At 68.3% G+C, this 22,609-nt stretch carries 24 protein-coding genes and 1 pseudogene; 17 read left to right on the forward strand and 8 right to left on the reverse strand.

The window, feature by feature from the left end; genetic code table 11:
* Window positions 1–26 precede the first annotated feature (26 nt).
* Both folP and glmM read left to right on the forward strand, forming a co-directional pair.
* The gene (gene folP / locus EOW65_RS03155) at window positions 27–1,046 is read left to right on the forward strand and encodes a dihydropteroate synthase (protein WP_128147558.1); all 1,020 of its coding nucleotides are present in this window, start codon (window positions 27–29) and stop codon (window positions 1,044–1,046) included.
* Window positions 1,043–2,386: a phosphoglucosamine mutase gene (glmM, locus tag EOW65_RS03160; protein WP_128147559.1), complete on the forward strand. Its 1,344-nt coding sequence runs from the start codon at window positions 1,043–1,045 to the stop codon at window positions 2,384–2,386. The genes folP and glmM overlap by 4 nt, the downstream gene beginning before the upstream one ends.
* A gap of 1 nt (window position 2,387) precedes the next feature.
* Here glmM and EOW65_RS03165 read toward each other — a convergent pair whose 3' ends face one another.
* The 3 genes from EOW65_RS03165 to ilvC all read right to left on the reverse strand — a co-directional run bounded on the left by EOW65_RS03165 (window position 2,388) and on the right by ilvC (window position 4,569).
* Window positions 2,388–3,008: a sulfotransferase gene (locus EOW65_RS03165; RefSeq protein ID WP_128147560.1), complete on the reverse strand. Its 621-nt coding sequence runs from the start codon at window positions 3,006–3,008 to the stop codon at window positions 2,388–2,390.
* Between the two features lie 13 nt (window positions 3,009–3,021).
* Window positions 3,022–3,402, reverse strand: coding sequence for a hypothetical protein (locus tag EOW65_RS03170; protein WP_128147561.1), 381 nt, complete (start codon window positions 3,400–3,402; stop codon window positions 3,022–3,024).
* An 84-nt stretch (window positions 3,403–3,486) separates the two neighbouring features.
* Complete coding sequence (gene ilvC / locus EOW65_RS03175) at window positions 3,487–4,569, reverse strand: ketol-acid reductoisomerase (protein WP_128147562.1); 1,083 nt, start codon at window positions 4,567–4,569, stop codon at window positions 3,487–3,489.
* 65 nt (window positions 4,570–4,634) lie between these two features.
* On the opposite strand from ilvC, the gene EOW65_RS03180 reads away from it, so the two are divergent.
* From EOW65_RS03180 to ureC, 6 genes are all read left to right on the forward strand, one after another.
* Complete coding sequence (locus EOW65_RS03180; protein ID WP_128147563.1) at window positions 4,635–5,093, forward strand: Lrp/AsnC family transcriptional regulator; 459 nt, start codon at window positions 4,635–4,637, stop codon at window positions 5,091–5,093.
* Window positions 5,090–5,548 carry an Lrp/AsnC family transcriptional regulator gene (locus EOW65_RS03185; RefSeq protein WP_121530366.1) on the forward strand — a complete coding sequence of 153 codons (459 nt, stop codon included), beginning with the start codon at window positions 5,090–5,092 and terminating at the stop codon, window positions 5,546–5,548. The genes EOW65_RS03180 and EOW65_RS03185 overlap by 4 nt, the downstream gene beginning before the upstream one ends.
* Window positions 5,549–5,686: 138 nt before the next feature.
* Window positions 5,687–6,502: an urease accessory protein UreD gene (locus EOW65_RS03190; protein ID WP_394342728.1), complete on the forward strand. Its 816-nt coding sequence runs from the start codon at window positions 5,687–5,689 to the stop codon at window positions 6,500–6,502.
* A gap of 9 nt (window positions 6,503–6,511) precedes the next feature.
* Complete coding sequence (locus tag EOW65_RS03195) at window positions 6,512–6,814, forward strand: urease subunit gamma (protein WP_121530367.1); 303 nt, start codon at window positions 6,512–6,514, stop codon at window positions 6,812–6,814.
* A gap of 9 nt (window positions 6,815–6,823) precedes the next feature.
* Window positions 6,824–7,129, forward strand: a complete 306-nt coding sequence (locus EOW65_RS03200; RefSeq protein ID WP_128147565.1) for an urease subunit beta — start codon at window positions 6,824–6,826, stop codon at window positions 7,127–7,129.
* Window positions 7,129–8,835, forward strand: a complete 1,707-nt coding sequence (gene ureC / locus EOW65_RS03205) for an urease subunit alpha (RefSeq protein ID WP_128147566.1) — start codon at window positions 7,129–7,131, stop codon at window positions 8,833–8,835. Before EOW65_RS03200 ends, ureC begins: the two co-directional genes overlap by 1 nt.
* Before the next feature lie 4 nt (window positions 8,836–8,839).
* Here the strand turns inward: ureC and EOW65_RS03210 are convergent, their stop codons facing one another.
* Window positions 8,840–9,196: a hypothetical protein gene (locus EOW65_RS03210; RefSeq protein ID WP_128147567.1), complete on the reverse strand. Its 357-nt coding sequence runs from the start codon at window positions 9,194–9,196 to the stop codon at window positions 8,840–8,842.
* Window positions 9,197–9,272: 76 nt separating this feature from the next.
* Here EOW65_RS03210 and EOW65_RS03215 point away from each other — a divergent pair, with 76 nt between their 5' ends.
* The 8 genes and pseudogenes from EOW65_RS03215 to urtE all read left to right on the forward strand — a co-directional run bounded on the left by EOW65_RS03215 (window position 9,273) and on the right by urtE (window position 17,335).
* The gene (locus tag EOW65_RS03215) at window positions 9,273–9,761 is read left to right on the forward strand and encodes an urease accessory protein UreE (RefSeq protein ID WP_128147568.1); all 489 of its coding nucleotides are present in this window, start codon (window positions 9,273–9,275) and stop codon (window positions 9,759–9,761) included.
* The gene (locus EOW65_RS03220) at window positions 9,748–10,392 is read left to right on the forward strand and encodes an urease accessory protein UreF (RefSeq protein WP_128147569.1); all 645 of its coding nucleotides are present in this window, start codon (window positions 9,748–9,750) and stop codon (window positions 10,390–10,392) included. The genes EOW65_RS03215 and EOW65_RS03220 overlap by 14 nt, the downstream gene beginning before the upstream one ends.
* Window positions 10,389–11,015, forward strand: coding sequence for an urease accessory protein UreG (gene ureG / locus EOW65_RS03225; protein WP_121530372.1), 627 nt, complete (start codon window positions 10,389–10,391; stop codon window positions 11,013–11,015). The genes EOW65_RS03220 and ureG overlap by 4 nt, the downstream gene beginning before the upstream one ends.
* Window positions 11,016–11,303: 288 nt before the next feature.
* A complete protein-coding gene (gene urtA, locus EOW65_RS03230; protein WP_128147663.1) occupies window positions 11,304–12,578 on the forward strand; it encodes an urea ABC transporter substrate-binding protein in 1,275 nt (424 codons plus the stop codon).
* Between the two features lie 64 nt (window positions 12,579–12,642).
* A pseudogene (gene urtB, locus EOW65_RS03235) lies at window positions 12,643–14,633 on the forward strand (urea ABC transporter permease subunit UrtB).
* A gap of 40 nt (window positions 14,634–14,673) precedes the next feature.
* Window positions 14,674–15,900 carry an urea ABC transporter permease subunit UrtC gene (gene urtC / locus EOW65_RS03240; protein WP_128147570.1) on the forward strand — a complete coding sequence of 409 codons (1,227 nt, stop codon included), beginning with the start codon at window positions 14,674–14,676 and terminating at the stop codon, window positions 15,898–15,900.
* Window positions 15,897–16,637 (forward strand): urea ABC transporter ATP-binding protein UrtD, encoded by a 741-nt coding sequence (gene urtD / locus EOW65_RS03245; RefSeq protein ID WP_128147571.1) that lies wholly within the window; start codon window positions 15,897–15,899, stop codon window positions 16,635–16,637. The genes urtC and urtD overlap by 4 nt, the downstream gene beginning before the upstream one ends.
* Window positions 16,638–16,639: 2 nt before the next feature.
* A complete protein-coding gene (urtE, locus tag EOW65_RS03250) occupies window positions 16,640–17,335 on the forward strand; it encodes an urea ABC transporter ATP-binding subunit UrtE (RefSeq protein WP_128147572.1) in 696 nt (231 codons plus the stop codon).
* A 118-nt stretch (window positions 17,336–17,453) separates the two neighbouring features.
* On the opposite strand, the gene EOW65_RS03255 is transcribed toward urtE, so the two are convergent.
* From EOW65_RS03255 to EOW65_RS03265, 3 genes are all read right to left on the reverse strand, one after another.
* Window positions 17,454–18,662, reverse strand: coding sequence for a UbiH/UbiF family hydroxylase (locus EOW65_RS03255; protein ID WP_128147573.1), 1,209 nt, complete (start codon window positions 18,660–18,662; stop codon window positions 17,454–17,456).
* 164 nt (window positions 18,663–18,826) lie between these two features.
* The gene (locus tag EOW65_RS03260; RefSeq protein WP_128147574.1) at window positions 18,827–19,009 is read right to left on the reverse strand and encodes a hypothetical protein; all 183 of its coding nucleotides are present in this window, start codon (window positions 19,007–19,009) and stop codon (window positions 18,827–18,829) included.
* Between the two features lie 99 nt (window positions 19,010–19,108).
* The gene (locus EOW65_RS03265; RefSeq protein WP_128147575.1) at window positions 19,109–19,768 is read right to left on the reverse strand and encodes a pyrimidine 5'-nucleotidase; all 660 of its coding nucleotides are present in this window, start codon (window positions 19,766–19,768) and stop codon (window positions 19,109–19,111) included.
* Between the two features lie 115 nt (window positions 19,769–19,883).
* Between EOW65_RS03265 and EOW65_RS03270 the strand changes: the two genes are divergently transcribed.
* Window positions 19,884–20,531: a GntR family transcriptional regulator gene (locus tag EOW65_RS03270; protein ID WP_128147576.1), complete on the forward strand. Its 648-nt coding sequence runs from the start codon at window positions 19,884–19,886 to the stop codon at window positions 20,529–20,531.
* Here the strand turns inward: EOW65_RS03270 and EOW65_RS03275 are convergent.
* Window positions 20,528–22,552, reverse strand: coding sequence for a glycosyltransferase family 2 protein (locus tag EOW65_RS03275; protein ID WP_128147577.1), 2,025 nt, complete (start codon window positions 22,550–22,552; stop codon window positions 20,528–20,530). The genes EOW65_RS03270 and EOW65_RS03275 overlap by 4 nt on opposite strands.
* Window positions 22,553–22,609: the final 57 nt, after the last annotated feature.

Raw genomic sequence — 22,609 nt, forward strand, 5'->3', positions numbered from 1 at the left:
CGGGCTGCGCGGGCGATAGGAACGGCATGACCCGTCCGTATTACCGCCCGCTCGTCCAGACCGATGCCGTCCGCCCCGAAGGCGCCCTGCCGCTTGCCGGTGGCTGGTGCTGGTTCACCGAGGTCGAAGTCCTCGGCCGCGGCGGCGAAAGCGAAATCCTGCCCGCCACTCATCTGCCGCCCGAGGTGGCCGAGCGGCTGTGCGCGCCGCGCCGCCCGGTCGCCGGGCTGAGCATGGATGCGCCGCGGATCATGGGGATTCTGAACGTCACCCCCGACAGTTTCTCGGACGGCGGCCGCTATGACGACGAGGAGATCGCGCTCGACCATGCCCGCGCGCTGGCCGAGGCCGGGGCCGACATTCTCGACATCGGCGGCGAATCCACCCGCCCCGGCGCGCGGGAAGTGCCCGAGGACGAGGAGATCGACCGCACCGCCCCGGTGATTGCCGCGCTGCGCGACGAGGATTTCCCGCTGCCGATCTCGATCGACACCCGCAAGGCGCTGGTCGCCGATGCCGCGGTCGAGGCCGGGGCTGAGATGCTCAACGACGTCTCGGCGATGGAATTCGACCCGGCGATGGCGGAACTGGCGGCCATCACCGGCCTGCCGATCTGTCTGATGCACGCGCAGGGCCTGCCCGAGACGATGCAGGACGACCCCGAGTATGGCGACGTGCTGCTCGACGTCTATGACTATCTCGAGGAGCGCATCGCGCTCGCCGAAGCGCAGGGCATCGCGCGCGAGCAGATCGTCGTCGACCCGGGCATCGGCTTCGGCAAGACCGTGGCGCACAATCTGGCGCTCATTCGCGGTCTTGGCCTGTTTCACGGGCTCGGCTGCCCGATCCTTCTGGGCGTGTCGCGCAAGCGCTTCATCGGCACCGTCGCGGGGGGCGAGACCGCCGAGGCGCGGATGCCCGGCACATTGGCCGTGACGCTCGCCGGGATCGCGCAGGGGGCACAGATCCACCGCGTGCACGATGTCGCCGAGATCGCCCAGGGCGTCCGGCTGTGGAACGCGATCACGAAAGGGTACGAGCAATGACGCGCAAGCTTTTCGGCACCGACGGGGTGCGGGGTGAGGCCAACAGCTGGCCGATGACCGCCGAGATGGCGCTGAAACTCGGCGCCGCGGCGGGGCGCTACTTTCGCCGTGACGCCGGCAACGGCCACCGCGTGGTGATCGGCAAGGACACGCGGCTGTCGGGCTACATGCTCGAGAACGCGCTGACCGCGGGGCTGACCTCGACCGGGATGAACGTGCTGCTGCTCGGCCCGGTGCCGACGCCGGCCGTCGGCTATCTGACCCGTTCGATGCGCGCCGATCTGGGGATCATGATCTCGGCCAGCCACAACCCCGCCAAGGACAACGGCATCAAGTTCTTCGGGCCCGACGGGTTCAAGCTGTCGGACGAGGCCGAAGCCGAGATCGAGGCGATCGTCGCCGGCGAGATCCGCCCGGCGCAGCCGCACAACATCGGCCGGGCGAAGCGCATCGACGACGGCGTCGGGCGCTATGTCGAATATGCCAAGACCACCTTCCCGGCGCGCGACCGGCTGAGCGGGCTGAAGGTGGTGGTCGATTGCGCGAACGGGGCGGCCTACAAGGCGGCGCCCGAGGTGCTGTGGGAACTGGGCTGCGAGGTGATCCCGGTGGGCGTCACCCCGAACGGGCACAACATCAACGACCACTGCGGCTCGACCCATCCCGCGGCGGCCTCCGAGGCGGTCTTGCGTCATGGCGCCGATCTGGGGATCTCGCTCGATGGCGATGCCGACCGGGTGATGATCCTCGACGAGCGCGGGCAGGTGGCCGATGGCGACCAGATCATGGCACTGTTCGCCCGCCGCTGGGCGGAAGAGGGCAAGCTGCGGGGCGGGGCGCTGGTGGCGACGGTGATGTCGAACCTCGGGCTCGAGCGGTTCCTCGCCGGCCGCGGGCTGCGGCTTGAACGCACCAAGGTCGGCGACCGCTATGTCGTCGAGCGGATGCGCGAGGGCGGCTTCAACCTCGGCGGCGAGCAGTCGGGCCATATCGTGATGACCGACTATGCCACGACCGGCGACGGGCTGATGGCTGGGCTGCAGTTCCTCGCCGCGATGGCGGAAAGCGGGCAGCCGGCCTCGGAGCTGACCCAGCAATTCGAGACCGTGCCGCAATTGTTGAAGAATGTGCGGTATGCTGCCGGGCAAGAGCCTCTTTCGACCGAGAATGTTCGAAAAGTGATCGCCGAGGCCGAGGCACGTCTGGCCGGTCAGGGCCGGCTGCTGATCCGCAAGTCGGGGACCGAGCCGCTGATCCGGGTGATGGCGGAATGCGAGGACGCGGCGCTGCTGTCGGACACCGTCGACGGCATCGTCGCCGCGGTCGAGGCGGCGGCGTAACTCAGCGCTTGCCGTCGGGGTTCGCGTTCGCCACGCCCCACCAGTGGATCTCGTGACCGAGGAAGGTGCCGAGCCTCTCGGCCGCGTCCGGCGCGGTGATGTCGAGTTCGAGGAAATTCGGGTCGCCCGCGAAGATCTGCCGCATCGCATCGAGATGCGCCCCGATCCAGCGCGCGATCTCGCCCGGGCGGCCGCCACGGCCGCGCGGCAGGCCGGGGATGTCGCTTTCGGTGATCCGCTCGACCAGCGTGTTCCAGCGGCCGAAGCTGCTTTCTGTCGCCTTCGGCGGGCGATAGTTCAGGATGAAGCGGCAGTCGGGATGCAGCCGGCGGATCGTCAGCAACAGCGCGATGTCGAGGTTCGGCCAGAGGTTCACCCCCTGCGACGGCATGCAGAAATCCATCTGCGTCACCGCGTCGACGCCCTCGAGCAGCGCCAGCGGATCGCCGCGCGAGAACCAGCCGTCATAGATCAGCCGGCCGACCGGGCGGTTGCGCCACATCCAATGCGCGCTGACGAGGCCGCTTTCCTCGAGCGCGCGCTGGATCGTGCTGGTGCCCGATTTCGGGAAGCCGACGACGAGGAGCTTCGGCAGGCGGCGCGCGTCGGGCGTCCCGTCCATCGGCGCCCCCGGATCAGAGCGTGGCGGCGTAGACGAAGGCGGTGATCGCCTCGCCCAGCGTCCAGATCAGCCCGACGATGGGCCAGGCGCCGGGGGCAGCAAGGCGCGTGCGCGCCCGCGCCAGCGCGCGCAGCGTGACGAGGCGCCACAGGCCGAGCGCCGCCGCGAAGAGCTGCAGGAAGGGCGTCATCAGGTCGGGCAGTTGCGCATAGAGCAGGCCCGAGACCAGCACCACCAGCGGCACCACGCCCAGAAGCACGCCGTAATTGCCGATCCAGAAGGTGTCGCCGAGGCCCAACCGGCCGGCGACGAGGTCGCGAAACCACGGTGCGGTGAAGATCTTCGCGCGTTCCGCCTCGATCTTCTCGATCTCTCGTTCCGTCAGTTCGGTCATCGCTGCTCTCCTTCTGCGCGTGCAGCGTAGAAACAAAAGGGGCGCCCCGCAAGGCGCCCCGTCCGTGTTGCGATGTCGCGGCGATCAGTTGCGCGAACGGTCCACCAGCTTGCCGGCGGTGATCCAGGGCATCATCGCGCGCAGCTTGGCGCCGGTCTCTTCGACCAGGTGCTCGTCGTTGATCCGGCGGGTCGCCTTGAAGAAGGGTTGGCCGACGGCGTTTTCCTGCATGAAGTCGCGCACGAACTTGCCGTTCTGGATGTCGGTCAGCACGGCCTTCATGTTCTTCTTGGTCTCGTCATAGGGCAGAACGCGCGGGCCCGAGACGTATTCGCCGTATTCGGCGGTGTTCGAGATCGAGTAGTTCATGTTCGCGATGCCGCCTTCATAGATCAGGTCGACGATCAGCTTCATCTCGTGCACGCATTCGAAATAGGCCATCTCGGGGGCATAGCCCGCCTCGACCAGAGTCTCGAAGCCCATACGCATCAGCTCGACCACGCCGCCGCACAGCACGGCCTGTTCGCCGAAGAGGTCCGTTTCGCATTCCTGACGGAAGGTGGTTTCGATGATGCCCGAGCGGCCACCGCCGATCGCCGAGACATAGCTCAGCGCGATGTCCATCGCCTTGCCGGTCGCATCCTGCGCCACGGCTACGAGGCAGGGCACGCCGCCGCCCTTGACGTATTCGCCGCGCACGGTGTGGCCCGGGCCCTTTGGCGCCATCATGATGACGTCGACGCCGGCCTTCGGCTCGATCAGGCCGAAGTGGATGTTCAGGCCGTGAGCGAAGGCGATGGCGGCGCCTTCCTTCAGGTTGTCATGCACGTATTTCTTGTAGGTCGCGGCCTGCAGTTCGTCGGGCATGGTGAACATGATCAGGTCACACCAGGCAGCGGCTTCGGCGATGCCCATGACGGTCAGGCCTTCGGCTTCGGCCTTCTTCGCCGAGGCCGAGCCCTCGCGCAGCGCGACGACCACGTTCTTCGCGCCCGAGTCGCGCAGGTTCAGCGCGTGGGCGTGGCCCTGCGAGCCATAGCCCAGGATGGCGACCTTCTTGTCCTTGATCAGGTTCACATCGCAATCGCGATCGTAGTAGACGCGCATGGCGCTCCTCCATTGATTGATGCGCACAGGATAGGCCACTTGCGAAGATTGTCGGTTCATTGTTTGAGGATTTTTGCCTGATACGTTAAAAGTCATGCTTGAAAACAGGAATTGGCGGAATATTCATGCCCATCGACGATACCGACCGCAGGATTCTGCGGCAGCTGCTGGCAGAACCCGCGATGGCGACGGCGGATCTGGCCGAGCGGGCGGGGGTGACCACGGCGACCTGCTGGCGCCGGCTGGAACGGTTGCGCGAAGGCGGGGTGATCCGTGGGGCGCAGGCGGTGATCGACTGGCGCGCGCTTGGCTGGGAGGTCGAGGTGAGCCTGCGCTTCACCCTCGACAAGACCCATCCGCGCGCCTTCGACGAGTTTCTGGCCGCCGCGCGCGAGGTGCCCGAGGTGCTGGAGATCCAGACCTTCCTCGGCCAGACCGATGTGCGTCTGAACGTGATCGCCCGCGACATGGCGCATTGGCAGGAGATCTATCGCGCCCGCATCCTGACCCTGCCACATATCCAGGATACCGAGGCGCTGATGCTGATCTCGACGATCAAGGACAGCGCGGAGTTGCCGTTGTGATCGCGCTCGACGATACCGACCGGGCGATCCTGCGCGCGCTCGAGGCCGATGCGACGCTGAGTGCCGGGGCGCTTGGCCGTCGGCTCGGCCTGTCGCAGCCCGCCTGCTGGCGACGGATCCGGCGGCTTGAAGAGGCCGGGGTGATCGCCGGGCGGCGGCTGGTGCTGGACCATGCCGCACTTGGCTTCGGGGTGACGGTGTTCCTGGGGGTGAAGCTCGCCACCAAGGGCCGCGTCAGCCTCGAGGATTTCGAGCGCGCGGTGACCGCCATTCCCGAGGTGCAGGTGGTGCAGCACGTGCTGGGCCTCTTCGACTATCGCATCAAGGTGCGCGCCCGCGACATCGCGGATTTCGAGCGCGTGCTGCGGCGGCGGATCATGACCTTGCCGGGGCTCGGTCAAGTCGAGGCGAATGTGCTGCTGTCGGAAGAGCGGCTGCCGGGGCCGCTTGGCTGATTTCCAATTTGCCTGATCGGCGAGCATTGCGCCATTCTGGCGGGCATTCGCTTCCCGTGCCCCGGTCGGGGCAGGGGGTGCCGCAGGGCGCGGGATGGACCTTCCCGCGCGCCGGGGATTGGATCGGGGCGAGAGGAAATGATGTTCGACACAGCCGGCCAGTCCCGCATGCAGCGCAGCCACGGCGAGGCCGCCGTGGCTTTTGAGGGCGCGCGCCTGACCGGGCTGCGGCAGAAGGGCTCGGGCAAGGCGCTGCTGCCGCGGGTGCGCGGCGTGCCGGAGGTGGTGTTTCTCAACACCTCGGGCGGGCTGACCTCGGGCGATACGCTTTCCTATTCCGTGACACTCGAGGGCGGTGCGCGCGCCGTGACCACCACCCAGGCGGCCGAGCGCGCCTATCGCGCGAATGCCGGCCCCGCGCGTGTCACCGTCCGCCACAGGGTCGGCCCGGGCGGATCGCTCGACTGGCTGCCGCAGGAGACGATCCTGTTCGAGGCCGCGAACCTTGCCCGCGAGACGGTGATCGAGCTCGCCCCCGACGCCTCCTGCCTGCTGCTCGAAGCGGTGGTTCTGGGCCGGGCTGCCATGGGCGAGACGGTGGAGACATTGCAGTTTTCAGACCATCGCACCATCCTGCGGGACGGAAATCCGGTATTTTTAGAGCCTTTCGTGCTGAATTCAAACATTTTGGCCCGTGGCCCGCGTGCGGCACTTCTTGGCCCCGCGCGCGCCTTCGCGACGCTGGTGCTCTGCGCCCCCGGGGCCGAAGATGCGGTTGCCGCCGCCCGTGCAGCCCTGACCGAGACCGGGGTGGAGGGCGCCGCCTCGGGCTTTGACGGCAAATGCGTGGTGCGGTTGCTGGCCCGTGACGGCTGGCCGCTGCGCCGACAGATCCTGAAGCTGATGGATGCGCTGCGCCGGGGTGCTGCCCCGCCGCGCGTCTGGCAATTGTAAGAGGGAACGATGAACCTGACCCCCCGTGAAAAGGACAAGCTGCTGATCAGCCTTGCCGCCATCGTGGCGCGCAACCGGCTCGAGCGCGGCGTGAAGCTCAACCACCCCGAGGCGATCGCGATCATCTCGGACTTCGTGGTCGAGGGCGCGCGCGCCGGCGTCTCGGTCGCCGAGCTGATGGAGACCGGCGCTCAGGTGCTGACCCGCGAGCAGTGCATGGAGGGCATCCCCGAGATGATCCACTCGATCCAGGTCGAGGCGACCTTCCCCGACGGCACCAAGCTCGTCACCGTCCACCACCCGATCCGCTGAGGTGCCGCGATGATTCCCGGAGAAATCTTCCCCGCCGACGGCGTGATCACCCTGAACGAGGGGCTCGAGGCGATCACCCTCACCGTCTCGAACACCGGCGACCGGCCGGTGCAGGTGGGCTCGCATTACCATTTCGCCGAAACCAACCCGGGCCTGAGCTTCGACCGCGCCGCCGCGCGTGGCTATCGGCTCGACATCGCCGCGGGCACCGCGGTGCGCTTCGAACCGGGCCAGACCCGCGAGGTGCGGCTGGTGCCCTATCGCGGCGCGCGCAAGGTGTTCGGCTTCAATCAGACCGTGATGGGGGACCTCTGATGCCCGCAACGATTTCCCGCGCCACCTATGCCGACATGTTCGGCCCCACCACCGGCGACCGGCTGCGCCTGGCCGATACCGATCTGATCATCGAGGTCGAGAAGGATCTCACCACCTATGGCGAGGAGGTGAAATTCGGCGGCGGCAAGGTGATCCGCGACGGCATGGGGCAAAGCCAGATCAGCCGCGCGGCGGGGGCGATGGACACCGTCATCACCAATGCGCTGATCGTCGACTATACCGGCATCTACAAGGCCGATGTCGGGCTGCGCTCGGGCCGGATTGCCGGCATCGGCAAGGCCGGCAACCCCGACACCCAGCCCGGCGTCACGCTGATCATCGGGCCCGGCACCGAGATCATCGCGGGCGAGGGCAAGATCCTGACCGCGGGCGGCATGGACGCGCATATCCATTTCATCTGCCCGCAGCAGATCGAGGATGCGCTGGCCTCGGGCGTGACCACGATGCTCGGCGGCGGCACCGGCCCCGCGCATGGCACGCTTGCCACCACCTGCACCCCGGGGCCGTGGCACATCGGCCGGATGCTGCAAAGCTTCGAGGCCTTCCCGATGAACCTTGCCCTGGCCGGCAAGGGCAACGCCTCGCTGCCCGAGGCGCTCGAGGAGATGGTGAAGGCAGGGGCGAGCTCGCTCAAGCTGCACGAGGACTGGGGCACCACGCCCGCCGCCATCGACTGCTGCCTGTCGGTGGCCGATGCGATGGACGTGCAGGTGATGATCCACACCGACACGCTGAACGAAAGCGGCTTTGTCGAGAACACGCTGGCCGCCTTCAAGGGTCGCACCATCCACGCCTTCCACACCGAGGGCGCGGGCGGTGGCCATGCCCCCGACATCCTGCGCGTCGTCTCGGCGCCGAATGTGATCCCGTCCTCGACCAACCCGACGCGACCCTACACCAAGAACACGATCGAGGAACACCTCGACATGCTGATGGTGTGCCACCACCTCGACAACAAGGTGCCCGAGGACGTCGCCTTCGCCGAAAGCCGGATCCGCAAGGAGACGATCGCCGCCGAGGACATCCTGCACGACATGGGCGCGATGTCGATCATCAGCTCGGACAGCCAGGCGATGGGGCGGGTGGGCGAGGTCATCATCCGCTGCTGGCAGACCGCCGACAAGATGAAGAAACAGCGCGGGCGGCTGGCCGAGGAAACCGGCGCCAACGACAACTTCCGGGTCCGGCGCTATATCGCGAAATACACGATCAACCCGGCGATCACCCATGGCGTCGCGGCGCATATCGGCTCGGTCGAGGTTGGCAAGCGCGCCGACCTCGTTCTGTGGGATCCGGCCTTCTTCGGTGCCAAGCCCGAGATGGTGCTGATGGGCGGCATGATCGTCGCGGCGCAGATGGGCGACCCGAACGGCTCGATCCCGGCGCAGCCCTTCTACACCCGGCAGATGTTCGGCGCCTTCGGCAAGGCGCTGTCCGCGAGCTGCGCCACCTTCGTCTCGGAGGCGGCGGTGGCCGAGGGGGTGAGCGGCCGGCTTGGCCTCGAGAAGGACGTGATCGCGGTCAAGGGCACGCGCGGCATCGGCAAGGCGGACATGATGCTGAACACCGCGACGCCGATGATCGAGGTGAACCCCGAAACCTACGAGGTGCGCGCCGATGGCGAGCTGCTTGTCTGCGAGCCGGCGGAGAGCCTGCCGCTTGCACAGCGCTACTTCCTCTATTGAGCGCTCAGCCCAGACCAAGCCCGGCGAACAGCCCTGCGCGCGGCAGCGTGCGCAGGGCGCCGGCCAGGTCCGGCAGGTCGAGCAGGGGCGGGCGTTCCTCGGCCGCCCGGCGCGAGGCCCGCAGCACGCGCGCGATCTTCTCGCGGGTATAACCCGGATCGAGGCGGATCTCGTCGGGCAGAAGCCGCGGGTCGAACACGCGGTGGCGCTGTGTCACCACCTCGATCTTGTGCCAGCGGCCGATCTTCGGTACCTCCGGCCGGGTCAGGAAGGTCGCGCGCAGTTCCGCTTCGCGTCGTCGCAGCCGGGCAATCTCGGCCCGGATGGCGACCAGCTCGTCGGCAGGGGATGTCAGATGCATCTTCGCCTCCCTTGCGAAGTTGAAGCCTCAGCCTGCGCCGCCATCTTTAAGAAACGTCTAACAACGAAGGTCCGAGATGACAGAACTTCTCCATGCGCCGGCCGTGGTGCCGAAGGGCCAATGGCAGGGCGCGGCCGATCACGTCGCGCTTGACTACGAGGGGCGTTTCCTGCGCCGCAAGCGGCTGGTGTCGGCGGGAGGGCTTGCCTTCCTTGTCGACCTGCCCGAGGTGGTGAACCTGGCCGGCGGCGAGGCGTTCCGGCTTGATGACGGGCGGCTGGTCGAGGTGCGCTGCGGGCTCGAGCCGGTGCTGAGCGTCTCGGGCGACCTGGCGCGCCTCGCCTGGCACATCGGCAACCGCCACACGCCCTGCCAGATCGAGCCCACGCGGCTCGTCATCCGCGCCGATCACGTGCTCGAGGCGATGCTGCGCCAGCTTGGCGCGCGGGTCACGGCGACGGTCGAGCCCTTCGCCCCCGAGGGCGGCGCCTATGGCATGGGCCGGACGATGGGGCACGATCATGGCCCGTCGCACGGGCCGGGGCAATTCCATGTCCACCCCTGAGGCGCTTGGCCTGCTCAGCCTCGTGCAATGGCTGTCACCGGCCTTCCCGACCGGCGCCTTCGCCTATAGCCACGGGCTTGAACAGGCGGTGGCGGAGGGCGACGTGCGCGACGCGCCGGCGCTGGCGGACTGGCTTGCCGACATCCTTGCCCATGGCGCAGGCTGGAACGACGCGGTGCTTCTGGCCTGCGCGCTGCGCGGCGAGGATCTGGCGCCGCTCGCGGGTCTTGCCCGCGCGCTTGCCGGCAGTGCCGAGCGTCTGCACGAGACCGAGGCGCAGGGCGCGGCCTTCACCCGGGCGCAGGCCGAGATGACCGGCTCGCCGCTTGCCCCCCTGCCGCTGCCGCTTGCCGTGGCCCGGGCGGCGCGCGGGCTGGCCCTACCAGCCGGGCAGGTCATTGCACTTTTCCAACATTCCTTCGCCTCGAACCTGGTCTCGGCGGGGGTCAGGTTTATCCCTTTGGGACAATCGGCGGGGCAAGCGGTGCTGGCCGGCCTGCACCCGATGATCGCTGCGCTCGCCGCCCGCGCGGCCGCGGCCACGCGCGCCGATCTGGCCAGCGCGGCCTTCCGCGCCGAGCTGCAGGCGGCGGCGCATGAAACGCTGGATGTGAGGATCTTCAAGACATGACGAACGGACCGCTTCGCGTCGGCATCGGGGGCCCGGTGGGCGTGGGCAAGACCACGCTGACCGAACAGCTGTGCCGGGCGCTGGCCGGCCGCTGCTCGATGGCGGTGGTGACGAATGACATCTACACCCGCGAGGATGCCGAGGCGCTGATGCGCGCGCAGGTGCTGCCGGCCGAGCGCATCCGCGGCGTCGAGACCGGCGGTTGCCCGCATACCGCGATCCGCGAGGATGCCTCGATCAACCTTGCCGCCATCGCCGAGCTGAACGCGGCTTTCCCCGATCTCGACCTCGTGCTGATCGAATCGGGCGGCGACAATCTGGCTGCCACCTTCAGCCCGGAGCTGGCCGATCTGACGATCTATGTGATCGACACCGCGGCAGGGCAGGACATCCCGCGCAAGCGCGGCCCGGGGGTGACCCGCTCGGACCTGCTGGTGGTGAACAAGACCGACCTTGCGCCCTATGTGGGTGTCGATCCGGTATTGCTCGAATCCGACACGCAGCGCGCCCGCGGCGCCCGGCCCTATGTCATGGCACAGCTGCGCCAGGGCCGCGGCATCGCCGAGATCGTCGCCTTCCTCGAGCGCGAAGGGGGGCTCGAACTGGCGGCGATTCCGACCTGATTGGCAGGAAAACCGACAAATTGATCAAAATGGTGCCCGGGTGTTGCGCGACACCCGGGCATTCGCCCAATTTTTGGACATGATTCACGAAATCGTGCGGGGGACGTGAGCGCCGCCTGCGCCGCCGCTTGCCGCAGCGCGGCGTGCTGCGCTCTGCTGTCCTCAGCGGCACCAGAACCGGGCCGTGCCGCCGCAACCGGCGGCCGACAATCTGCCCGCGCATCGAACGACGGGCCGGAACAGGGGGATTTCACGATGATGCGGTTTGGGACGCGGTTTGGGAACCTGATGGCGGGCGCGGCACTGGCCACGCTGTTCTCGGCGGGCGGCGCGCTCGCCGAGGGCGACACGATCAAGGTCGGCGTGCTGCATTCGCTGTCGGGCACGATGGCGATCTCGGAGACGACGCTGAAGGACACCGTCCTGATGCTGATCGACGAACAGAACAAGAAGGGCGGCCTTCTGGGCAAGAAGATCGAGCCGGTGGTCGTCGACCCGGCCTCCGACTGGCCGCTGTTCGCCGAGAAGGCGCGCGAGCTGATCACCGTCGACAAGGTCGACGTGATCTTCGGCTGCTGGACTTCGGTCAGCCGCAAGTCGGTGCTGCCGGTGCTCGAGGAGCTGAACGGGTTGCTGTTCTACCCGGTGCAATACGAGGGCGAGGAAAGCTCCTACAACGTCTTCTACACCGGCGCCGCGCCGAACCAGCAGGCGATCCCGGCGGTGGACTATTTCCTGAATGAGCTCGGCGTGCAGAAATTCGCGCTGCTGGGCACCGACTATGTCTATCCGCGCACCACGAACAACATCCTGACCGCCTATCTCAAGTCGAAGGGCATCGCCGAGAGCGACATCTTCGTCAACTACACCCCCTTCGGGCAGTCGGACTGGTCGAAGATCGTGGCTGACGTCAAGGCGCTTGGCGCCGATGGCAAGAAGGTGGGGGTGATCTCGACGATCAACGGCGACGCGAATATCGGCTTCTACAAGGAACTCGCGGCCTCGGGGATCACCGCCGAGGACATCCCCGTCGTCGCCTTCTCGGTGGGCGAGGAGGAGCTTTCGGGGCTCGGCGAGGGCGATCTGAAGAACCTCGTCGGCCAGCTGGCCGCCTGGAACTATTTCGAAAGCGCCGATACGCCCGAGAACAAGGCCTTCATCGACGGCTGGCACAAGTTCACCGGCAACGACAAGCGCGTCACCAACGACCCGATGGAGGCCACCTATATCGGCTTCAACATGTGGGTGAACGCGGTGACCGAGGCCGGCACCACCAATGTCGACAAGGTCGAGGATGCGATGATCGGGCAGAAATTCCCGAACCTCACCGGCACCACGGCCGAGATGCTGCCGAACCACCACCTGACGAAGCCGGTGCTGATCGGCGAGATCCAGGCGGACGGCCAGTTCGACATCATCTCGCAGACCGATCCGGTGCCGGGCGACGCCTGGACCGACTTCCTGCCCGAATCCGCGGTGCTCTCGTCGGACTGGAAGACGCTCAAATGCGGCATGTACAACACCGACACCAAGACCTGCGTTCAGCTGAAGTCGAATTACTGATCGGCTTCGGCACCCAGGAGGGGGCGTTCGCGCCCCCTCCGACGACCCTTGCAGGGAAACCGAGATGCGCACCTTTCTTCTGGCGCTGAGTGCAGGTCTCTGCCTCACGCTGCCCGCCCCCGCGCAGGAAAGCGCCGCCCCCGTTCCTCCCGACACCACCGTTTCGGCCCCGGCCCTCACCGGCCTCGCTGCGGTGATCGCGGCGAATGCCGAGGCGATCGCCAGGCCATCGCGCCAGACCATCGGCCCGGTGGTGGAGGCGCTCGTCGCGGCGGGAGAGGGCGCGCCCGGCTTCCTCGCCGCCTGGGCCGACAAGCGGCTGGGCAACGCAAGTCCGACGGGGCGATCTTCTTGCTGGAGAAGCAGGGCGCCGATTATGCGTTGAGCGACCCGGTCAGCGGCGCCCCGGCCGGCACCGCGCCGAAAGCCGAGATCGCCGAGATCAAGCCGAATTCCGGCGTGCGCGGCCTGATCGCCGCGGCGCTGGTGCAGTTCCATCTTTCCGACCCTGACCCGGCCCAGCGTCGCGCCGCGCTCGAGGCGCTCGCCCGCGAGGGCGGGGCCGAGCATCTCGCCCCGCTCGCCGCCGCGATCGAGGGGGAAAGCGATCCGGCGATCAAGGCGCAGAAGGAGCGCCTGCTCGGCCTGCTGACCATCCGCTTCGGTGCGACCCCGGCCGAGCGTGTCACGGCGATCGAGGGCTTCGGTGCCGACATGGCGCTTGATTTCCGCGGCGCGCTGAACCCGATCCTCGCCACCGCGCGCGCGGCCTTCGATGGCGCCCCCGCCGGCAACGTGGCGCAGGAGCTGCGCCCGGGCCAGCGCGGCTTCACCGCCGAGGAAGCCTATGCACTTCTCGTCGCCCAGGGGCTCGCGCCGAAACGGCTCACCCGCGCCGACCTGCGCGCCGTGCTCGAGGCGTATGTGGAGAACGGCGCGGTCGGCGGCGTCCCGCTGGCCGCGCTCGACGACCCGGCAAAGCGCGACGCGGCCTATACCGCGCTCGAAGCGGCCGGCCTCGTCCCCGCCGCCGCGACCGATGACGAGGTGGCAAACACCGTTGCCGCGCACCGTTACGCCGAGATCTACGCCGAACCCGACGCCGCCGTCACCACGGCCGCCGCCGCGGCGCTGCAATCCGTGTCGCTCAAAGTCGATGCGATGCAGGGGATCGACCTCGGCCTCGATGCCCTCTCGCTCGCCTCGATCTACTTCCTCGCGGCGATCGGGCTGGCCATCACCTTCGGCGTGATGGGGGTGATCAACATGGCGCATGGCGAGTTCATCACCATGGGCGCCTACACGGGCTATGTCGTGCAGCTCTGGATCCACGACTATACCGCCTCGATCCTCGTGGCCCTTCCCCTGGCCTTTGCTGTCACCTTCACCGCGGGTGTGGCGATGGAGCGGCTGGTGATCCGCCACCTCTACAAGCGCCCGCTGGAAACGCTTCTGGCCACCTTCGGCATCTCGATCGCGCTGCAGCAGCTCTTCAAGAACATCTTCGGCACCCAGGCCCGGCCGCTCACCGCGCCCGACTGGCTCGACGGTGCCTGGGTGCTGAACGACATCGTCGGCATCTCCTATATCCGCATCGCGATCTTCGTGCTCGCGCTCATCTTCCTCGGCCTCTACCTCTTCGTGATGAAGCGCACCCGGCTCGGCCTCGAGGTCCGCGCGGTGACGCAGAACCCCTCGATGGCGGCCTCGATGGGGATAAACCCCGACCGCATCAACATGCTGGCCTTCGGGCTTGGCTCGGGCATCGCGGGGATCGCGGGGGTGGCCATCGGCCTCTTTGCCAAGGTCACCTCGGAACTCGGCTCCGATTACATCGTGCAAAGCTTCATGACCGTGGTCGTCGGCGGCGTCGGCAATATCTGGGGCACGCTCGCGGGGGCGACGCTGGTCGGCTTCCTGCAAAAGGGGATCGAGGCGCTGAACCCCTCGAACACGCTGGCCGCGCAGACCTACATGATCCTCTTCATCATCATCTTCATCCAGTTCCGGCCGCGGGGCATCATCGCCCTCAAGGGCCGCGCGGCGGGGGATTGAGCATGACCCGGCACGCCGCCGCAATCCCGGAGGCCCAGAGATGAAACCCGGCTTTCTCGCAAAGAACCCCTCGGTTCTCGCCTTCCTTGCGCTGCTTGCGCTCTTCACCCTCGCGGTGACGCTGCTCTCGACCGCCTACGGGGCCGAGATCGTCTCGACCTCGATGGTCAAGACGCTGGGCAAGACGCTGTGCCTGTGCCTGATCGCGATCGCGATGGATCTGGTCTGGGGCTATACCGGCATTCTCAGCCTCGGCCATTTCGCCTTCTTCGGGCTTGGCGGCTACATGATCGGCATGTGGCTGATGGTTGCCCGCACCCGCGAGATCGTGCTGGCCTCGGCCGCGGGCGTGCTGCCGATGACGCTGCAGGAGCTGAGTGACGCGATCGCCACGCAGATCTTCGGCGTCGTGGGCTCGTCCGAGCTTCCGGCAATCTGGCACTTCGCCGGATCGCTGCCGATGCAGCTGATCTTCGTCGTGCTGGTGCCGGGGCTCCTCGCCTTCCTCTTCGGCTGGCTCGCCTTCCGTTCGCGCGTCACCGGCGTCTATCTCTCGATCCTGACCCAGGCGATGACGCTCGCGCTGTCGCTCTACCTCTTCCAGAACGACTCCGGCCTGCGCGGCAACAACGGGCTTTCCGGGCTGCAGAACATTCCGGGCCTTGCCGCCGATCAGGACCACCTGTCGGTGTGGTTCCTCTGGGCCTCGGCCGTGGCGCTCGGGCTCGGCTATCTGCTTGCCAGCTTCGTCACCTCGGGCAAGTTCGGCTCGGTGATGCGCGGCATCCGCGACGACGAGGCGCGGGTGCGGTTCCTCGGCTATTCGGTCGAGAGCTACAAGCTCTTCGTCTTCACCCTGACCGCGGTGATCGCCGCGATTGCCGGCGCGCTTTATTACCCGCAGGCGGGCATCATCAACCCGGCCGAGATGGCGCCGATCGCCTCGATCTACCTCGCCGTCTGGGTGGCGATCGGGGGCAGGGGCCGGCTTTACGGCGCGGTGATGGGCGCGGCCTTCGTCTCGCTCGTCTCGACCTGGTTCACCGGCGGGCGGGCGCCCGATCTGACCCTCGGGATCTACACGGTGAAATGGGTCGACTGGTGGCAGGTGCTCTTGGGCCTCAGCTTCGTCCTTGTCACGCTCTTCGCGCCGAAGGGGCTCTCGGGGCTTGTCGACCTGCTTGCCGGGCTGCGGACGCCCTGGCGTGGCGGCACCCCGCTCGGCCCCGATGACGGCTCGCTGCGCGAAGAGGAGGCGGTGGAATGAAGGCGCTGCTCGAGGTCTCCGGCATCTCCGTCTCCTTCGACGGCTTCCGCGCGATCAACAATCTCTCCTTCTCGATCGGCCCGGCCGAGCTGCGCGCGGTGATCGGCCCGAACGGGGCGGGCAAGACCACCTTCATGGACATCGTCACCGGCAAGACCCGCCCCGACGAGGGCCGCGTGCTCTGGGGCGAGAAATCGGTCAACCTGCTGCGGATGAACGAGGCCCAGATCGCCCGCGCCGGCATCGGCCGCAAGTTCCAGCGCCCGACGGTGTTCGAGGATCAGTCGGTGACCGAGAACCTGATGATGGCGCTGAAGGCGGCGCGCGCGCCCTGGAAGGTGCTGGTCTGGCGCCCGTGCCCGGCCGATCATGCCCGGGTTGCGGCATTGGCGGCGCAGGTCGGGCTTGCCGACAGCCTGACGCGGAAATCCGGAGAATTGTCTCACGGTCAGAAACAATGGCTCGAGATCGGCATGCTGCTGGCGCAGGAGCCGCGGTTGCTTCTGGTCGACGAACCCGCCGCCGGCATGACCTTGGCCGAGCGCGAGCAGACCACCGCGCTGCTGGTCGATCTGGCGAAGACCCGCGCCGTGGTGGTGGTCGAGCATGACATGGACTTCGTGCGCCGGCTGAACTGCCGCGTCACCGTGCTGCACGAGGGATCGGTGCTGGCCGAGGGCTCGCTCGATCACGTCACCGCCGACCGGCAGGTCATCGAAGTCTATCTGGGGCGCTGAAGATGCTGGAAACCAAGGGGCTTACACTGCATTACGGCGGATCTCAGATCCTTTACGGCATCGACATGGTGGCGAAGGCGGGCGAGGTGACCTGCATCATGGGCACCAATGGCGTGGGCAAGACCTCGCTTCTGAAGGCGATCTCGGGCACCCATCCGCGCTCGGGCGGCACGCTTGTCCTCGATGGTGAGGAGGTGCCGCGGGTGCCGCCGCAAGGGATGGCGCGGCGCGGTCTTGGCTATGTGCCGCAGGGGCGGATGATCTTCCCGCTGCTCACCGTGCGCGAGAACATGGAAACCGCCTTCGCCGTTCTGCCGAAATCCGAGCGTTTCATCCCCGACGAGATCTACGATCTGTTTCCGATCCTGAAGGAATTCCTGCATCGCCGCGGCGGCGATCTGTCCGGCGGGCAGCAGCAGCAGCTGGCGATTGCGCGGGCGATGCTGATGAAGCCGAAGATCCTGCTGCTCGACGAGCCGACCGAAGGGATCCAGCCCAACATCATCCAGCAGATCGGCCGCGTCATCGCCTATCTGCGCGCCCGCGGCGATATCGCGATCATCCTCGTCGAACAGTATTTCGACTTCGCCCATGATCTCGGCGACCGCTTCTATGTGCTCAAGCGCGGCGCGGTGGCGATGGAGGGGACGAAGGTGTCTCTGACCCGCGAGGCGCTGCGCGAGGTGGTGAGCGTCTGAGTCTGAGGGGCGCTGCCCCTCGCCCCTGCGGGGCTCACCCCGAGGTATTTTTGGCAAGATGAAAAACGATCTCCTTCATCTTGCCCGAAATACCTCGGGGTGCGGGGCAGAGCCCCGCTCAGCGCACCCCAAGCCCGGCGCGCATCAAGGTTTTTCGCACCGGTTTCAGCGAGTAGAGCGCGCCGAGCACCCCCGCACGCAGGTCGCGCAGCGGTTGCGGTGCGACCATCGAGGCCCGGTTGAGGAAGTCGATGCCGATCTCGCGCGCCTTCACCTCGGGCCAGCGCCGGCGGGTGTAGGCCGCGAGCATCGCGGCCTCGCCCAGATGCGCCGGGTCCTTCTCGGCAAGGCCCAGCAGGCAGGTCAGATCGGCGAGCGACATGTTCAGCCCCTGCGCCCCGATCGGCGGGATCACATGCGCGGCCTCGGCAATGAGCGCGACGCGTTCGGAACTGAAGCGCGCGGCGATCTGCGTCATCATCGGCCAGACCGAGCGGCGGGTGACGAGGGTGAGCGGGCCGAGAAGCCCGGTCGAGCGCGCATTCATCGCCGCCTCGAATTCGGGCACCGGCAGGGCGGCGAGACGTTCGGCCTCGGCGCCGCGCTCCATCCAGACGACGGCCGAGCTGTGCAGCCCGTCGCGGTCCGGCAGCGGGATCAGGGTGAAGGGGCCGCCCGAGCGGTGGATCTCGGTCGAGACGTCATTGTGCGGCAGCGGGTGGGTGACGGCGAAGGCGAGCGCCTTCTGGCCATAGCGCGTGGTCCTCACCGGGATGCCCGCGGCCTCGCGGATGAAGGAGTTGCGGCCATCGGCGGCCACCACCAGCTTCGCGCGCACCCGGCTGCCGTCCGAGAGCGTCACCTCGGCCCCGCTTTCGCGGCTGACGAGGCCGGTCGTGGCGACGCCCGGGCGGAAATCGACGAGCGGCAGTTCGGCGAGCCGCGCCACCATCTCGCGCCGCAGGAGCCAGTTCGGGAAGTTCCAGCCGAAGGGCTCGTCCGAGAGGTCGGCCGCGTCGAAATCGCGGGTGAGCCGGGCGACGGGCGCGGCCCCGCCCGCGTCGATGATGCGCATGATCTGCAGGGGGGCTGCATAGGGGGCGAGCCGCGCCCAGAGCCCGGCGCGTTCCAGCACGGCCCGCGAGGGGTGCAGGAAGGCCGTGGTGCGCATGTCGGCCCCGGCCTCGCCCTCGGCGGTGACCGGCGGCTGCGGGTCGACGCAGATCGTGGTGAAGCCGGCCGCCCCGAAGGCCGCCGCGGCGGTCAGGCCGGCGACACCGCCTCCCGAGATCAGGATGTCGGTCGTGCGCAGGGTCTGTTGCTCCATCTCGGGCCTCCGTTACAGCGCGCCCAAGATGCCCCGACGGGCGGCGCGTTGCAATCGGGTGCGGCGATCGGTCCGCGCCCCGAAAGTGATCGGTCTTGCACACAAGCAGAAACGGCCCGGAGCCGGGGGCTCGGGCCGTGTCGGTCATGCCGTGCCGGGCCGGCTCAGCCGCCCGCGGTCATCACCACGAGAAAGGCCAGCATGATCCAAGTGGCCACAACGGCCCAGAGGATCAGCCCGCCAAGGCCCATGAAGGCGACGAGGCCAACGGCGATGCCGATGATCACGAGCGCCAGAAGGTACATCTGGGCGGAATTGTCTTTGGTGTCCGCGTGCTCGGCGGTCATGGCAGAATCTCCCTTGGCTGTCTCCCTGACAGTCCGGCCTCAATAGCGGCTGGTCGCGCGCATGGGAACCGCGCCACAATGTCGCAGGGGCAAAATGGCTCAGCTGTGTCGCGGATGCCGCAGCGCGGCGAGGAAGCCCGTCAGGTCGTTTGTATGGTGCTGGATATACGCCGCGGGGGCGGGGTCGGCGGCCACATGCACGGTCTGCATCCCCATCGCATGCGGCGCGGCCAGGTTGCGCGGATCGTCCTCGAACATCGCCGCCTGCGGCGCGCGGATACCGGCCTTGGCGAAGACGGTCTCGAAGGCCTGCGGCTCGGGCTTGGGGTGGAACTCGGCATCCTCGACGCCGAAGACGCCGTCGAAAAGCCCGCTCAGCCCGCGCGCCGAGAGCACCCGATGGGCATAGGGAGCCGAGCCGTTGGTGAAGACGATCTTGCGCCCGGGCAGATCGCCGATGGCGCCGCGCAGCGCCGGATCGGGGCTGAGCGAGTCGAAGGAGATGTCGTGCACCTCGGCGAGGTAGGGCATCGGGTCGAGCCCGTGCTCGTGCATCAGCCCGGCGAGCGTGGTGCCGTAAAGGCGCCAGTAATGGTCGCGCAGCCGGTTCGCCTCGCCGCGGTCGACGCCGAGCGCGCGCATGACATATTCGGTCATCTTCACCTCGATCTGGGCGAAGAGACGGGCCTCGGGCGGGTACAGGGTGTTGTCGAGGTCGAACACCCAGTCGGTGACATGTGCGAAATCTGCGGCTGACATGGCGCGGACCCTATCCCGGCCGTCGGATGGGGGGAAGGGGGGCTCTTCTATTGCCGGCTTGTCAGGGGGCGGCGCCGCTCCTAAGGTTGCGCCCCGCAAGGGCGAGAGAGGAACGATGCAGAAAGACGCCTACACGCTGATCCTCGAGGCGATTGACGCCGGGGTCTACCGGCCAGGGGACCGGCTGGTGGAATCGGAACTCGCCGAGCGCTTCGGCGTGTCGCGCACCCCGGTGCGCGAGGCGTTGCAACGGCTCGAGACGCAATCCATGCTGGCGCGCGACGGCCGCTCGCTGATCGTTGCCTCGCTCGATCACAACCAGCTCGCCGAGCTTTATGTCGTGCGCTCGGAGCTCGAGGCGCTCGCCGCGGCGCTGGCCGCCAAGCATGCCGCGCCGGAAGAGGTGCGGGTTCTGCAGGAGATGGTTGACGAGGACCGGGGGCGCACCCGCGACCCGATCGCGCTGTCGCAGGCGAACAAACGCTTCCACCGGCAGATCCATCTCGCCTCGCACAACCGCTATCTGGTGCAGCAGCTCGACCTCGTGCACCGCTCGATGGCGCTTCTGGCCACCACCTCGCTTGCCGCCGAGGGGCGGGGCGAGACGGCGCTGGCCGAACACCAGGCGATCGTCGATGCGATCCGTGAGGGCGACGAGGCGGGGGCCGCGGCGGCCTTGCGGGCCCATATCTCGAAGGCGTTCGAGACCCGGCTGAAGCTCGATGCCCAGGGCGGGCACCTGGGCGCGGGCGAGGCGCGCTAGTCGATCAGCGGCGCGCACTGCGGCCGCGCCAGATCGGGCTGGAGCCGGGCGCGGCCCGGGGCGGGCGTTGCGGGGGCGGCGATCTCGTGCAGCGCATCGAACAGGCCGTGGGCCGTCTTGTCCCAGTAGAAGGGTTTTGCGATCACCTCGTAGATCGCCTTCCAGCCGGCCAGCGTGCCGAGCGGGAAATAGAGGTGCAGCGTCGGCACCCAGGGCAGCAGGTGGCGATGCCCGGCGCCACGCACCGCCCAGAAGCCGACCGCCAGATTGACGAACTCGGTCAGTCCGAAGGCGATAAGCAGGGCGGTCTCGCTGCCGGGCGACAGCAGCGCCCGCACCGGATGCCACAGCCCGAACAGGATGAGCCAGCAGCTCCATGAAAGGGGCGCGAGCAGGTATTGCGACAGCGTGCCGAGGAACATCACCTGCAGGCCGAGGAAGCGCCACGCGCCGAGTTCGCGCCACAGCTGCCGCGGCGCGCGCATATGCACTCCCCAAGTCATCGCATAGCCCTTCAGCCAGCGCGAGCGCTGCTTCACCCAGGGCAGGGGGCGGCAGTTGGGCTCCTCCTGGGTGACGGTGGCGATCAGCTCGGTGCGCAGGCCCCGCCGGGCAAGGCGGATGCCGAGATCGGCATCCTCGGTGACGTTGAAGGCATCCCAGCCGCCAAGTGCCTCGAGCTGGTCGCGGCGGAAGAACAGCGTGGTGCCGCCCAGCGGCACGGCCAGGCCAAGCCGCGCGACGCCGGGCAGGATGGCGCGGAACCACACCGCATATTCCACGGTGAAGCAGCGCGAGAGCCAGTTTGTGCGCGGGCTGTAGTAATCGAGCACGCCCTGCAGGCAGGCGACCTCGGGCGGCGCCTCGGCGAAGCGGCGGGCGACGGCGTGGAGTTGGTCGGGATCGGGCAGGTCCTCGGCGTCCCAGACCCCGACGACCGAGCCGCGGCAGAAGTTCAACGCGTAGTTCAGCGCGCGCGGCTTCGTCCGGATCGGCCCGTCCGGCACGGTGACGACCCGGATCCAGCGCGGCAAAGTGGCCTTGGCCAGCGCGTCGCGGGTGGGCGTGTCCGCCTCCTCGACCACCAGGAGCACGTCGAGCAGCTCGCGCGGGTAGGTCAGCCGGCCGAGCCGGGCGACCAGCCGCTTGGCGATGTCTTTTTCGTGCAAAAGCGGCACCAGCACCGAGATCACCGGCAGCCGGATCGGTGCGGTGACCTGCGGCGGTGGCAGGGGGGTGGCGAGGTGATGCAGCTCGGTGAGCCAGGCGGCCAACTTGAGTGTCATGGTCAGGACCAGCGTGATGATCGTCCAGGCGAAGAGCAGCGCGAAGACCGCGAGCGGTGCCAGAAACAGCCCGCAGACCAGCCCGAGGAGCACCCCGAGCGCGCGGCGTGCGGCGCGCTCGCCGTCGTGGGTGCGGCAGCTCTCCGCCGCGGCGACGCGGCATTCGGCGCGGCGGATCAGGGCGGTCTGCCGGCGCGCGAGCAGCGCGTCATGCACGGCCCATTCGGGCGCGAGCACCATCCGGTAGGGGGCGAATTTCGCCGGCAACGCGCCGCGCAGGCGGGTGAACTCCTCGGGCCGCGCGGTGGCGATCACCGTGGTCGCGCCGATCCGCCGCCAGGGCACCATCGCCTCGGCAAGGCACAGCTCCGGTCCGAGCGCGTCGATCAGGCGCGGATCGGGGGGCTCGGCGGCAAGATCGACGAGGGCCGCCTGCCACTGTTCGGCCAGCGCCGCCATCAGCGCCGCCTCGCTCACCCAGCCATGGGTCAGCAGGATGTCGCCAAGCCGCACATCCTCGCGCTCGCGCAGCGCGAGGGCCGTGGTCAGATCGCCTGGCGCGACGGCGCCACGGTCGAGCAGGATGCGCCCGAGCGGACGGCGCCCGGCGACCGGACGCGGGATGCGGGCCGGCGGCACGTGGATGGCGACGCGCCCCCCGGCGGTCAGGCCGGTCAGGCCCGGCGAGTCCTCTGCCGCCGGTCCGTTGATCCGGTCCCTCCTGTCCGAGACCATGCCGCCCTCGCTGCGCTGGTGTTGCGCGGAACAGCATTCCCGAGTCGGATTAACGTA

Origin of the sequence: Paenirhodobacter ferrireducens, assembly GCF_004022265.1 — a bacterium.
GTDB classification, from domain to species: domain Bacteria; phylum Pseudomonadota; class Alphaproteobacteria; order Rhodobacterales; family Rhodobacteraceae; genus Rhodobacter; species Rhodobacter ferrireducens.